This window comes from Campylobacter sp. IFREMER_LSEM_CL2256 (genome assembly GCF_025771645.1).
In the GTDB taxonomy this organism is placed as follows: domain Bacteria; phylum Campylobacterota; class Campylobacteria; order Campylobacterales; family Campylobacteraceae; genus Campylobacter_D.
Window position 1 is genome coordinate 20,753 of the sequence record NZ_JAKMQQ010000008.1, and the last position, 12,721, is coordinate 33,473.

Sequence of the window (12,721 nt, forward strand, 5' to 3'; positions counted from 1 at the left end):
AGGAAAAATATGAAGATAATAGAAGGAAATTTAAGTTTAAAAGGTGATGAGAAAATTGCAATTATTAATGCAAGATTTAATCATATTATCACAGATCGTTTAGTTGAAGGTGCTAAAGATGCTTTTTTAAGACATGGGGGTAAGGAAGAGAACTTAAGTCTTATTTTAGTGCCAGGTGCTTTTGAAATTCCTTTTGCGCTAAAACAAGCTTGTGAGAGTAAAAAATTTGATGGAATTTGTTGTGTTGGAGCGGTAATTCGTGGAAGTACGCCACATTTTGATTATGTAGCGGCTGAAACTACTAAAGGTATAGCAAGCGTAGGACTTGGAACTAATATACCTGTAAGCTTTGGAGTTTTAACAACTGATACTTTAGAGCAAGCCATAGAAAGAGCAGGTAGTAAAGCAGGTAATAAAGGTTTTGAAGCTATGCTTACTGTGGTTGAAATGCTTAATTTAATCCAAAAAATTAAGGCTTAAAATGGCTACTAGACACCAAGTAAGACAAAGTATTGTTTCTTTGCTTTATGCAGCACAGCTAAACCAAGAAAATAAAGATTTTATTAATGAATTTTTAGATGAGAAAAAAATTCGCAATGATCAAAGAAAATTCACTCTAGATTTGTATAATGGCATTAATGAGCAACTTGCTTTGCTTGATGAGAAAATCAATGAGTGTTTGAAAGAACACAAATTAGATGGAGTAGCTAGTATAGAAAAGGCCATTTTGCGTTTAGGTGCTTATGAGATTTTATTTACTTCTACACAAAAAGCGATTATCATTAACGAGGCTATAGAGCTTGCAAAAGAAATGGCAGGGGACAATGCTCCTAAATTTATCAATGGAGTATTAGATAAAATCAACAAGGAAGCACAATGAAACTTTGCGTGGCTTTTGATGTGGCAAGCTATGATGAGTGTATAAATTTAGCCAAGGAATTAAAAGGTTTAGATCTTTGGGTTAAAATAGGGCTTAGATCGTATTTAAGAGATGGAGTAAAGCTTTTAGAAGCGATTAAAAAAGTGGATAATTTTAAAATATTTTTAGATTTAAAGCTTTATGATATACCAAATACTATGGCAGATGCTTGTGAAGAACTTACTAAACTTGATGTAGATATGTTTAATATCCATGCAAGTGCAGGTAAAAGTGCTATGTGTATGATTATGGAGCGCTTAAATGCTTTAAGCAAAAGACCTTTAGTGCTTGCCGTATCTGCTTTAACTAGCTTTGATGAGCAAGAATTTTTTAGTGTGTATAAACAAGATATTAAACAAGCTGTTAAAGATTTTTCTAAAATTAGTTATGAAAGTGGTCTTGATGGTATGGTTTGCTCAGTATATGAAAGCTTGCTGATAAAAGAAAATACAAGTACAAAATTTATTACATTAACGCCTGGAATTCGTCCGTTTAAAGAAAATTCAGATGATCAAAAAAGAGTAGCTGATATAGAGTGTGCTAAGGATAATTTGTCAGATTTTATTGTGGTTGGAAGACCTATTTATAAAGCAAAAGAACCTAGAGAGGTTTGCGAGGATATATTAGAGCATTTAAAATAAGCCTTAAGGCTTATTTTAAATAAACTTTCATTTTTTTATTTTCTAAAACAATTCCATCATCATCGTTAATGATTTTAAATTCTCCATTAAAGTATCTTAGGAAATTGTCTTCAAATTTCATAGATTCTTGATCACAAAGCATTTTTGTTGAAGCAAGATTGTCTTCTATTTTTATGCTGCTTCCTTGATCTTTATAATTTCCAAAAAATCTATTACATCCTGCTGTTCCAAAAAGCCTTTTGTCTTTATTGTCAAAACTAATACTTGTTTTTGTATTTTGAGGAAGTTCGTAGCTTTTTCCATTTGCTTTATAAGAACTTATGGTAAATTCTTTATTTTGTAAATCATCAACACTTAAATTTGCCACAGAACACCCACTAAAAACAGCTAAACTTGCTATGCTTAATGTGATTATTTTTCTCATTTTTATTCTCCTTATACATGAAAATGTTTTAATTCATCTTCTAAATTTTGACAAACTACATTTAACTCATGAGCAACATCAAGCAAAATTTTTGAAATTTCTTCATTTTTATCGCTTAATTTTACCGTTTCTTGCATTTTATCAAGTAAAGATTGTAAAGTTTCTTGTGTGCTTGAGATTTTTTGCATACAAGCATTTGCTAAGTCTCTTGCATTTTCATTGCAAACTTTTACTTCATTGGTCCCTTCTACAAGATCTTTTGCATCTTGGTTTAAAGAATTAATTTCTTTAGCATTGTGTTTTAATTCTTTAGAAACTTCATTAATACTATCTACTAATTGCTTGGTGACAATAGCAATATTTTTTAAAAATTCTTCTGAACTTTGAGCAAGATTTCTTACATCTTCAGCAATAACTGAAAAACCACGACCAAATTCTCCAGCACGTGCAGCCTCAATACCTGCATTTAATGATAAAAGATTAGTTTTATCAGCAATTTCTCCCATCATATCAGAAGCTTTTTTGATCTCTTCTGCTTGTTTTTCCATAACTTCAACTTTTTGAGATAAAACATCTTCATTTTCTGCAACAACTCTTACTTTATCTACTACCTGATTTAATGAATCAAGCATGGTGTTTAAAACTTCAAAAGATTTTGTATTGGCTTTATTTGCATTGTTTGAAAGCTCAGCAAGATCTTGCAACTCTGTATGAATTTGCTCACTTAAATGATAAGATTCATCAGTTTTTGTGTGACCTTCTTTTGTTCTATTTGCTAGATCAAGCGCATTGGTATTTAAAAGCTTAGATTGTTTATCTACCATTTGAGAATTTTCATTAGTAGAAATCACTGCATTTTGAATTTTTTCAATAAATTGGTTGATGTAGGTGCAAGCTTTGCCTATTTCATCAGTGCTTTTTATGTTGATTCTTGCGCGTAAATCCCCATCGCCGCTAGCTAATTCTTTAGCGTGTTTTAAAAGATCTAAAACCGGATTACCCACAACTATTTTTAAAATATAAAGCACAGCAAAAACAGTAAAAAGTAAAGCTATGCTAAAGATTATAATATAAGTTCTAGCTGAGCTTGCCAAATCATCATCTACATGTTTTAAATCATTGTACATATCCATAACACCCAAAACATCACCTTCTTTAGCATTAGCATGACAAGCTAAGCAACTTTCATTAGCGATTAATGGGCGTATAAGTCTTAGATAATGTCCTTGATTGTTATTGATTTCAACAGCTTGTATTTGCGGCTTGTTAAATTGTTCGTTGATGATACTTTCATCACTTTTTATATATTTTTGCATTTCAAAAAGTTCAATTGTGCCCTTTGAAGGATAAATTTTAATATCTTTTATGCCTTCAATTTCTCCAGCATCTTTTATAGCTTGTTCTATAATAGCAGGGTCACCTAAATTCATTGCCATTCTTAATGTTTGAAAAACAGAAGTACTTAAGGTATCTAAATGTGCACGGCTGATTCTATCGGTCGTTTGCTGAGAGTCTTTTTGTAAAATAATTTGCATAATAATAAAACTAATTAGCAATGTAGAAATCATTGCTAAAGATATCTTTGCACCTATGCTTTTAAACATTTAAGCTCCTTGTGTTAATGTAAAAAGTGTCTTACGCCACTAAAATATAGTGCAATACCATATTCATTAGCAGCTTGGATGATATCCTCATCTCTTATGCTTCCACCTGGTTCAATAATAGCTTTTACACCTATTTTACTAGCCTCATCTATGCTATCTCTAAATGGAAAGAAAGCCTCGCTTGCTAAAACACAACCATTTAAATCAAGTCCCATTTCCTTAGCTTTATTAATAGCTGCTTTAGCTGCATCAATACGACTTGTCATACCCATGCCAATAGCCACCATAGCGCCATTTTTTACATAAACTACGTTATTTGATTTGGTAAATGCAGCAATTTTCATAGCTATTTCAAGATCTTTTAATTCTTGTTCATTAGCTTTTCTTTCGCTTTTTAATACCGCATTTTTTAATTCATCTTCTTTAACTTCATCGCTATCTTGATATACAAAACCACCATCTATATGTTTAAAATCATATTTATCATAAGCTCTAGTTAAAAATGGCGCTTTTTGTGTAAAGATTTTAATACGTTTTTTATCTTTAAAAACTTCCAAAGCATCATCGTCTACATTTGCTGCAATGATTACTTCTATATAAATTTCATTGATTTTTTGTGCTAATTCTTTGTCTAAGGTTCCATTGATAGCTACAACTCCTCCATAAGCACTCAAGGTATCGCATTTAAGCGCATGGATATAGCTTTGGAGTAAGTTTTCTTTTATAGCAAAACCACAAGCATTTGCATGTTTTACAATGGCTACTGCTGGAGCTTTATCAAAAGCACTTGCTAAATTTAAAGCTGCGTTAATATCGGTTAGATTGTTAAAACTTGCCTCGCCTTTTAAGGTTGTAAAATTGTGTGTGAAAAAGTCATCAAATTCATATAAAGCACCTTTTTGATGAGGATTTTCTCCGTATCTTGTGTCAAACACTTTTTGACCTACAATAAATTTACTTGCTCCAAAACCACCATTAAAACGCTCGTTCATATAATTTGCTATATAAGCATCATAATTTGCTGTATGCTCATAAGCTTTGATCATCAAAGCTCTTCTAAAATCAAGATCTAAAGTATTATCTTTTAAAGCTTGTATGATTTTATCATAATCTAAAATATCACAAACTACAATGACATTTTTAAAGTTTTTTGCGCCACTGCGTATCATAGCGGGACCACCGATATCGATATTTTCTACAATCTCATCAAAATCTTGGGTTAAAATTGTAGTTTTTTTGAAAGGATATAAATTTACACAAAGTAAGTCTATGCTTTCTATATTATACTCTTTAGCTTGCTTTTGGTGGCTTTCATCTTCTCTTTTGTACAAAATTCCGCCATGAATTTTTGGGTGCAAGGTTTTTACACGTCCTTCAAACATTTCAGGACTTTGAGTAAAATCACTAACTTCTTGTACTTGTAGGTTATTTTCTTTTAAAAGCTTATAAGTGCCTCCAGTAGATAAAAGCTCAAAACCTAATTTTGCAAGCTCACTAGCAAATTCTACTACTCCTTCTTTATCACTGACACTAATTAGTGCTTTCATTGATTTTTCCTTTCTATGTATTGTTTTAAAAATTCATAAGATTCATTAACTTCTTGAAATTTTTTTACACCTTCTTTTATTTTTGCTTCATCGCTGTTGTTTGCGTTTAAAATATCAGGATGATATTTTTTAGCAAGTTCTCTATAGCGTTTTTTAAGCTCTTGTAAATTTACATTTTCGCTTACACCTAAGACCTCACATGCTTTTTGCAAATTCATACCCACCTTTTGAGTTTGCATAGAATTTAGAAGTCTCTCAAGTATATTTACATCAAGATTAAATGCTTTGACAATGACTTTTAATACATCTTTTTTAGTGCTGTTAAGTTCTCCATCAATCAAGGCCATTGCGACCAAAACATTTAATATATTAATTCTTTCTTGTTGAGGTAAAGGTACTTCCTTGATGAGTTCTTTGGCTACTTCATAGGTGTCATTTAAGGTGTTTTTGTGTTCATTAAAACTTTGTTTTAAAAATTCTCTTTCTCTTGAATCTTTAGCATTGTAATCAAGAATTTGTGAGATCATATTAGCTTCATTTTCACTAACTCTGCCATCACTTTTTGCTATTTTTGCTAAAAGTGCTATAACATAGTAGTTTAATCTTCTTTTAAATCCATCAATTCTTTCTTCGTGATAGCCTTGTTTAAAACCTTGAGAGAAACTTTTAGCTCCTTTTTTTAAAGAGCCTAAAAGATCATCTTTACCCCATGTTTTATAATACCAATAAAATGCCAAAATTGCCAATACGAGTAAAACAAAAAGCATTTTTATCCTAAATACTCATTAAATTTATCAAAATAAATTGTTTGTAGTTTTGCTAAAGATATCTTAATATCATCTAAAATGAAATCTTTTTCATTTAAATTTCCAAGTTTTGTAAATTTAACTCCTATTTCATTTGCAAATTTGATAAATTTTCCTTCATTTTTAACACCAACTATAACTCTTGTTGGACTTTCTTCGAAAATAAAACTCTTATCTTCAAAATTAGTTTTTATTTCAATACCTAAATTTGCCTTTGCGCTCATTTTAGCTAAGGTAATAGCAAGACCACCTATACCTATGCTATTAGCACAATCAAGTAATTTTGCTTCGTTTGCTTTTAATAGGAAATCCCATAGTTTTAATTCTGCGTTAAAATCTATATCTTCAAGCTCTCCTGCTACTTTTTGATCTAGTGCTTTAGCAATTAAAGATCCACCAAAACTACCTTTGCTTTCTCCAAGTAGATAAATAGCGCTAGTATCTTTGCTAAAATATGATTTTAAGACATTTTCTGCTTTTTCATTTACTCCAACACAAGCTATGGTTGGACTTGGAAAAATACTTACTCCATCGGTTTCATTATATAAAGAAACATTTCCGCTTACTACAGGTGTATTGAGTTCTTTACAAGCGAGTTTAATACCTTCACAACCTTGGGCAAATTGCCACATTACTTCAGGGTTTTGTGGGTTACCATAATTTAAACAATCGCTAATTGCTAAAGGTCTAGCTCCTGAGCATGCTATTTTCCTTCCTGCACTTGCAACAGCTGCTGCTGCGCCGATTTTTGGATTTACATAGTTTAATCTTGAGTTACACTCAATGGCCATAGAAAGTAAGCAGTTGTTTTCTTTGATTCTAATGCTATTGGCTCCTAGAGCTCCATTGCTTTTTAAAGTATTGGTTTGTACGCTTGAGTCAAATTGCTCATAAATATAAGCTTTATTGCTAACATTTTCATCTGCAAGGAGTTTTTCAAATGCTTCTTGGGTAGGAATGTTGAGCTTAAATTGATAGTTTTTTATCTCATCTAAGTATTTTGGTTTAGCCACAGGTCTATCAAGTATAGGTGCTTTTTCACTTAGTGGTTCAATAGGGATTAAGCCAACTAATTCATCATGCCAAAATAGTTCCATTTTGCCAGTACCGGTAACTTCGCCTATAATAGCTGCATCAAGCCCCCATTTATTAAAAATTTCTATAACTTTTTCTTCATAGTCTTTTTTGGCACAAATTAGCATTCTCTCTTGAGATTCACTTAGCATTAACTCATAAGGAGTCATACCTTCTTCTCTCATAGGAGTTTTATCAAGATAAAGTTTCATACCGCTACCACTGCGTCCTGCCATTTCAAAAGAGCTTGAAGTAAGTCCTGCTGCACCCATATCTTGAATTCCAACTATATAATCAGTTTTGAAAAGTTCCAAACAAGCTTCCATTAACAATTTTTCAGCAAATGGATCGCCAATTTGCACGGTTGGTCTTAAGCTTTTACTAGATTCATTAAAGCTATCACTTGCCATTACAGCTCCGCCAAGCCCGTCGCGACCAGTTTTTGAACCCACATAAATTACAGGATTGCCTATACCTTCAGCTTTTGCATAAAAAATATCTTCGATTTTGCAAGTTCCAAGCGCAAAAGCATTAACTAAGATATTTCCATTAAAACATTCATCAAAAGCACATTCTCCACCAATAGTAGGCACACCCATGCAATTACCATAGTGTGAAATTCCACTTACTACACCTTTAACTAAATATTTTTGATGTTTGCCTATTTTTTCATCGTGGATATTGCCAAATTTTAAAGAATTCATACCTGCAACAACTCTTGCGCCCATGGTAAAAACATCACGTAAAATTCCGCCCACACCTGTTGCTGCACCTGCAAATGGCTCTATAAAGCTTGGGTGATTGTGACTTTCTACTTTAAATACAGCTGCCATTCCTTTGCCTATATCTATCACCCCAGCGTTTTCACCAGGACCTTGGATTACCCAAGGAGCCTTGGTTGGAAAGCCATTAAGGTATTTTTTGCTTGATTTATATGAGCAATGCTCGCTCCACATAGCAGAAATTACTCCAAGCTCTAGTAAATTAGGCTTTCTGCCTAGTATATTTAAAATTTCTTGATATTCTTCGTCACTAATTTTGTGTTGTTTTATAATTTCTTTATCCATTTTCTCTCCTTTTTATTTACCTAAACAAAAATTACTAAACATAGCATCTAAAATTTCATCTCTTTCAAAATCTTTTGTGAATTGGGCTATCTCTCCTATGGCTAAATTTAGTTCAAAAGCAAAAAGTTCTAAAGAACTTTCTTTTAATAAATCCCTTGCGCGCAAAATAGCTTCGCTAGTATTCTTGCAAGCATTGAGTATTAAGGTATTGCTAATTAGCATTCCATCGCCATCTAAAGTATTTAAGTATTCATTTAAATTTTCCTTAATGGCTTGGGTGTTTTCTTGAGCACAAATGCGTATGCAAGAAGTACTAATTTCATGTTCAAATTTGGTGGTTAGATCGCTTTTATTTAAAACATAAATGATTTTTTTATCACAATTTTTTAAAGCTTGTAAAATACGCTCATCTTCTTCTTCAAATTCTTTAGATCCATCAAAAACAGCTATGATAATATCTGCTTCTTTAATGCTTTCATAGCTTAAGTTAACTCCGATTTTTTCTATCTCATCATCTGCATTTCTTATACCTGCTGTGTCGATAATTTTGATTAAATGTGAGCCTATTTTCAAGCTTTCCTCGATACGATCTCTTGTGGTACCTGCAATATTAGAAACAATAGCTCTATCAAATGCTAAAAGTGAATTTAATAATGAGCTTTTTCCTGCATTTGGTTTACCGATAATAGCAACTTTAAAGCCTTCTATAAGTCCTTTTTTACTTAAAGAAATATCTACTATATCGCGTAAAAGTTTTGAATTTTTTTCACACATGGTAATGATTTGATCAAGTAAATCTTGTGGTAAGTCATCATCTGCATAATCAATACTAGTTTCTACAAAAGCAAGGGTTTGAACAAGATCCATTCTAATGGTATTTAAAAATTTACTTAAATCACCTTTAATGTTTTTTGCTATGATATTTGCAGCACTTGTTGATTTTGACATGATGACATCTTGTATACTTAAAGCTTTTAAAAGATCCATTTTGCCATTTAAACAAGCTCTTTTGCTAAATTCTCCAGGGCTAGCAAGACGCGCTCCTGCTAAAATAAGCTCATCAAGTAAAATTTCACTCAAAGAAAAACCCCCATGAAGTTGAAATTCTACTATATCTTCTCCTGTAAAAGAGTAGGGTGCTTTAAAATAAATCACTAAAGCTTCATCTAAGAAGTCATTGTTGTTTTTATAAAGTTTGCACAAGTGTGCATAGCGGGGCGTTAATTCTTTTTTGTGGGTAATTTTCAATGCAAGCTCTAAAGCTTTCTCCCCACTTACTCTAATGATACTTATAGAGCCCACTCCATGGGCTGTGGCTATAGCAGCTATAGTGTCATTCATTCATTTTTCTTCAAAAAATCATTTACAACGATGTATCTTTGATCGTCATTTTGTTTAATAGCTACATATTTATCAGGAAAACGTTCTCTTAATTTTTCTAATGCAAGTTTTAGCCAAATTCCATCTAAAGGCTTTGTTTGGACTCTTCCTGTACTCTCTACTTTTTCTATAAGAATTTTTAAATAATTTTCTATAGCTTGGGTTTGATTTTCTAAAAATTGAGCAATTTCTAGCCTTGGCTGAATTTTATATTTAGCGCTAAGCCAGTTATAAAGTAAATATGAAAAAGCCTTATATTTATGGGCTTCTTTGCCTATAAGTAAAGCTGCATCTTCTCCATCAAGTTTTATCAATACACAATTTTCGTCCCAAACACTAACTTGTACAACCTTGATATCAAAATCAAAAGTTGCCAGTAAATTTTCTAGTGAAATTTTTATCTCATCAATATAAGAAGCGATATTTTTTTCTTCTGGTGATTCTTTATGAAATGAATCAAAAATAGCATCATTTTTTACTTTATAATGTTCTTTAGTTGGAGCATTGGCTTCAAGTGGTTTTTGAAAACTTTCTCTGTGTTCTTTGTAGTGTTCATTTTTTTCAAGATTTTTTTGTGAATGTTTGCTAAAATTCTCGTTTTGATTTTTTTTAGCTTTTTCTTGATGAGGTTTTTTGGTTTTTTTGTGTCCTTTAATACAAATAATAGCATTTTTTCTAAACAAACCAAAAAATCCTGCTTTAGCATGTTGAATAACTTCATATTCTAGATCAATCACAGAGCACTCAAGTTGTTTTGAGGCTTCTATGAGTGCAGTTTGTAAGTCTTTAGCTTCTATGTTCATGTTTAGCTATTTCCTCTTTTTTGTGGTTTTTGAAAAGTTTATTTACAATCACTTGTTGAATAAGTGAGCATATATTATTTACACACCAATATAAAGTTAAACCTGCTGGGAAGGTTAAGAAGAAGAAAGTGAAAATTAATGGTAAAAATTTCATAATCTTTTCTTGCATAGGATCTTGTATAGCCATTGGTGTGATAAGTTGCTGGATAAACATAGTTAGACCCATAAATATAGGTAAGATAAACCATGGATCCATCACAGATAAATCTGTAATCCAAAAAGCCCATGGTGCAGCTTTTAGCTCTATAGCATTTAGTAAAACTCTATAAATTGCAAAGAAAATTGGAATTTGAATGAGTATTGGTAAACATCCGCTCATAGGATTTGCACCATGTTTTTTATAAAGTTCCATCATGTGCAAATTCATCTTTTGCGGATCGCCTTTATAACGTTCTCTGATTTCTTTCATTTTAGGCGCTAAATCTTTGAGTTTATTCATAGAAAGCATTGATTTGTAAGTAAGTGGGAAAAGAATAATGCGCACAATTAAAGTCATCACTACAATAGCCCAACCCCAGTTGCCCATGTAGCCATGTAAGAAATTTAAAAATTCAAACATAGGCTTAGCTATAAAAGTAAACCAACCATATTCCACAACATCATCTAAATCCGCATGAATGCTTCTTAAAATTTCATGCTCTTTTGAGCCAACATAACCGCTTGCCTTAAAAGTATTTGTCGCACTTGCAAAAACGATAGAATTTTCGTGATTATCTTTAGTAACTACAGCATTGAGTGGTTTTTCAAAATTATAAAAGAAAGCACTATAATAGCGATCTGAAGCCGCCATAAGGGTTACATTAGAAAAACTTTCATCATTTTCTACATCGCCATCTTCTAACATTGTGATTTTATCATCTTTATCTAAGATCAAAACCCCATGTACTGTATAGCTATCAACTGCTATATTTGGACGATAACCTGGTGTGATAAAATAAGCTGCGTCTTTGCTTAGATTAACTTCTAAATCATAGTTTCCATATTTATGGAAAGTGATTTTTTTAGTTACTACTAAATCATTTAAATTTTGAGTAAGGATCAAGGTTGTGTTTTCATCGCTGACATTGATAGTTTTTTGACTTGTGGTATATGGTGTATTAAATGCCTCTTGATTGATTTTTGCATCACTAAATCTTATTTCTAATGGTAAAGGTGATAAAGAAGTATCTACTAGATTAATACTTTTGCCATTTTCATCTTTGTATTTTTCATCACTTAGATAAAATTTAGCTATCCTACCTAAAGAGTCAATATGTGCTTCAAAATGTTCACTTTTAACAACTGCTATTTCTTCTTTTTGATTAACGCTAAGTTCTGTTTTTGGAGCTTGAGAGTTAGTACTTGTAGTGCTTTGTGGAGCTGAGTTGTTTTGTTCTATTTGAGTGATATTTTTCTCAGTTTGCGGAGCTTTGGGTATAAAAAAATAATCATAAACTACAAAAAATAAAAATGATAATACAACAGCAATTAATATGCGTTTTTGTTGAGATAAATTTTCTGACACGGATTGTCCTTTGGAAATATAATCTTAATTAAAAAAAATTGATTATCGTTGCAAGGGATATAAAGATAATTGAGTTGTTTTAAAGCATTAAAACTAGGTTTAAAACATATACCTGAGTTTAGATTATTCTTGCGTATTTTAGGATAATCAATACCACCTTTAAAAAACGGATTGCATTTTAAAATTCTTAAAAAAACTGCACCAAATGCTTTAAAAATATTATTTTTTTTAAATTGCCATAAGGCATACTCAGAGCAACTTGGGTAATACCTACAGCATTGTGGTTTAAAAGGACTGATAAAGAGTTGATAAAATCTGATAAATTTTAGACAAACTATTTTATGCATCCTATTTTTTTCAAACCCCATTTCAAGTTTTTTTCTAATTTTAAAAAAGGAATTTCAGTGATACTTGTTTTAGCTACAAGTATGTATTTTCCGTTTTCAACTTGATTTTTAACCTGAAAAAAAGCTGATCTTAAGAGCCTTTTGGCTCTATTTCTTATAACAGCTTTTCCAACTTTTTTACTAGCAACAACGGCGAATTTTTTTTCTTCGCTTAAAGAGTAAAAGATGATCATGCCTTCGCAATGCCATTTTTTACCTTCTTTATAAATTGCTGCAAACTCTCCTAAGTCGTTAATACTTAGAAAATCTTTTATACCGCTAATCTTTTTCTACCTTTAGCACGTCTAGCATTGATCACTTTGCGACCATTTTTGCTCTTCATACGTACACGAAAGCCGTGAGTTCTTTTTTTAGGAGTTTTATGTGGTTGATATGTTCTTTTCATATTTTTTCCTTAACTTAAAATAAAAAACAAAATAATAAGCGAGTATGTTAGCAAAATCTTACTTAAATCTGCTTTTAATTAAGAGTTATTTTAAAACTTT

Annotated in this window: 14 protein-coding genes; 3 read left to right on the top strand and 11 right to left on the bottom strand. The window is 31.6% G+C overall.

Annotated features, from left to right (window positions below):
• Positions 1–9: 9 nt before the first annotated feature.
• Genes ribE through pyrF form a run of 3 tightly spaced genes read left to right on the top strand, consistent with a single transcriptional unit; the run spans position 10 to position 1,560 of the window.
• Positions 10–480 carry a 6,7-dimethyl-8-ribityllumazine synthase gene (gene ribE / locus L8U00_RS05190; protein WP_039628154.1) on the top strand — a complete coding sequence of 157 codons (471 nt, stop codon included), beginning with the start codon at positions 10–12 and terminating at the stop codon, positions 478–480.
• Between the two features lies 1 nt (position 481).
• Positions 482–880 (top strand): transcription antitermination factor NusB, encoded by a 399-nt coding sequence (gene nusB / locus L8U00_RS05195; protein ID WP_263678852.1) that lies wholly within the window; start codon positions 482–484, stop codon positions 878–880.
• A complete protein-coding gene (gene pyrF, locus L8U00_RS05200) occupies positions 877–1,560 on the top strand; it encodes an orotidine-5'-phosphate decarboxylase (protein WP_263708769.1) in 684 nt (227 codons plus the stop codon). The genes nusB and pyrF overlap by 4 nt, the downstream gene beginning before the upstream one ends.
• 10 nt (positions 1,561–1,570) lie before the next feature.
• Here pyrF and L8U00_RS05205 read toward each other — a convergent pair whose 3' ends face one another.
• Genes L8U00_RS05205 through rpmH form a run of 11 tightly spaced genes read right to left on the bottom strand, consistent with a single transcriptional unit; the run spans position 1,571 to position 12,621 of the window.
• Positions 1,571–1,984 carry an META domain-containing protein gene (locus L8U00_RS05205; RefSeq protein WP_263664006.1) on the bottom strand — a complete coding sequence of 138 codons (414 nt, stop codon included), beginning with the start codon at positions 1,982–1,984 and terminating at the stop codon, positions 1,571–1,573.
• Between the two features lie 11 nt (positions 1,985–1,995).
• Positions 1,996–3,588 (bottom strand): methyl-accepting chemotaxis protein, encoded by a 1,593-nt coding sequence (locus tag L8U00_RS05210; RefSeq protein WP_263708770.1) that lies wholly within the window; start codon positions 3,586–3,588, stop codon positions 1,996–1,998.
• A 14-nt stretch (positions 3,589–3,602) separates the two neighbouring features.
• Positions 3,603–5,135 carry a bifunctional phosphoribosylaminoimidazolecarboxamide formyltransferase/IMP cyclohydrolase gene (purH, locus tag L8U00_RS05215; RefSeq protein ID WP_263707030.1) on the bottom strand — a complete coding sequence of 511 codons (1,533 nt, stop codon included), beginning with the start codon at positions 5,133–5,135 and terminating at the stop codon, positions 3,603–3,605.
• The gene (locus L8U00_RS05220) at positions 5,132–5,902 is read right to left on the bottom strand and encodes a DnaJ domain-containing protein (RefSeq protein WP_263708771.1); all 771 of its coding nucleotides are present in this window, start codon (positions 5,900–5,902) and stop codon (positions 5,132–5,134) included. Before L8U00_RS05220 ends, purH begins: the two co-directional genes overlap by 4 nt.
• Positions 5,903–5,904: 2 nt before the next feature.
• A complete protein-coding gene (gene purL, locus L8U00_RS05225) occupies positions 5,905–8,082 on the bottom strand; it encodes a phosphoribosylformylglycinamidine synthase subunit PurL (protein WP_263708772.1) in 2,178 nt (725 codons plus the stop codon).
• A 12-nt stretch (positions 8,083–8,094) separates the two neighbouring features.
• Positions 8,095–9,423 carry a tRNA uridine-5-carboxymethylaminomethyl(34) synthesis GTPase MnmE gene (mnmE, locus tag L8U00_RS05230; protein WP_263708773.1) on the bottom strand — a complete coding sequence of 443 codons (1,329 nt, stop codon included), beginning with the start codon at positions 9,421–9,423 and terminating at the stop codon, positions 8,095–8,097.
• Positions 9,420–10,265, bottom strand: a complete 846-nt coding sequence (locus tag L8U00_RS05235; protein WP_263708775.1) for a Jag N-terminal domain-containing protein — start codon at positions 10,263–10,265, stop codon at positions 9,420–9,422. The genes mnmE and L8U00_RS05235 overlap by 4 nt, the downstream gene beginning before the upstream one ends.
• Positions 10,249–11,829, bottom strand: coding sequence for a membrane protein insertase YidC (gene yidC, locus L8U00_RS05240; RefSeq protein WP_263708776.1), 1,581 nt, complete (start codon positions 11,827–11,829; stop codon positions 10,249–10,251). The genes L8U00_RS05235 and yidC overlap by 17 nt, the downstream gene beginning before the upstream one ends.
• Positions 11,793–12,176, bottom strand: a complete 384-nt coding sequence (gene yidD / locus L8U00_RS05245; protein WP_263664027.1) for a membrane protein insertion efficiency factor YidD — start codon at positions 12,174–12,176, stop codon at positions 11,793–11,795. Before yidD ends, yidC begins: the two co-directional genes overlap by 37 nt.
• A complete protein-coding gene (rnpA, locus tag L8U00_RS05250; RefSeq protein ID WP_263664026.1) occupies positions 12,164–12,490 on the bottom strand; it encodes a ribonuclease P protein component in 327 nt (108 codons plus the stop codon). The genes yidD and rnpA overlap by 13 nt, the downstream gene beginning before the upstream one ends.
• Positions 12,487–12,621: a 50S ribosomal protein L34 gene (gene rpmH, locus L8U00_RS05255; RefSeq protein ID WP_012661270.1), complete on the bottom strand. Its 135-nt coding sequence runs from the start codon at positions 12,619–12,621 to the stop codon at positions 12,487–12,489. Before rpmH ends, rnpA begins: the two co-directional genes overlap by 4 nt.
• Between the last annotated feature and the right edge of the window lie 100 nt (positions 12,622–12,721).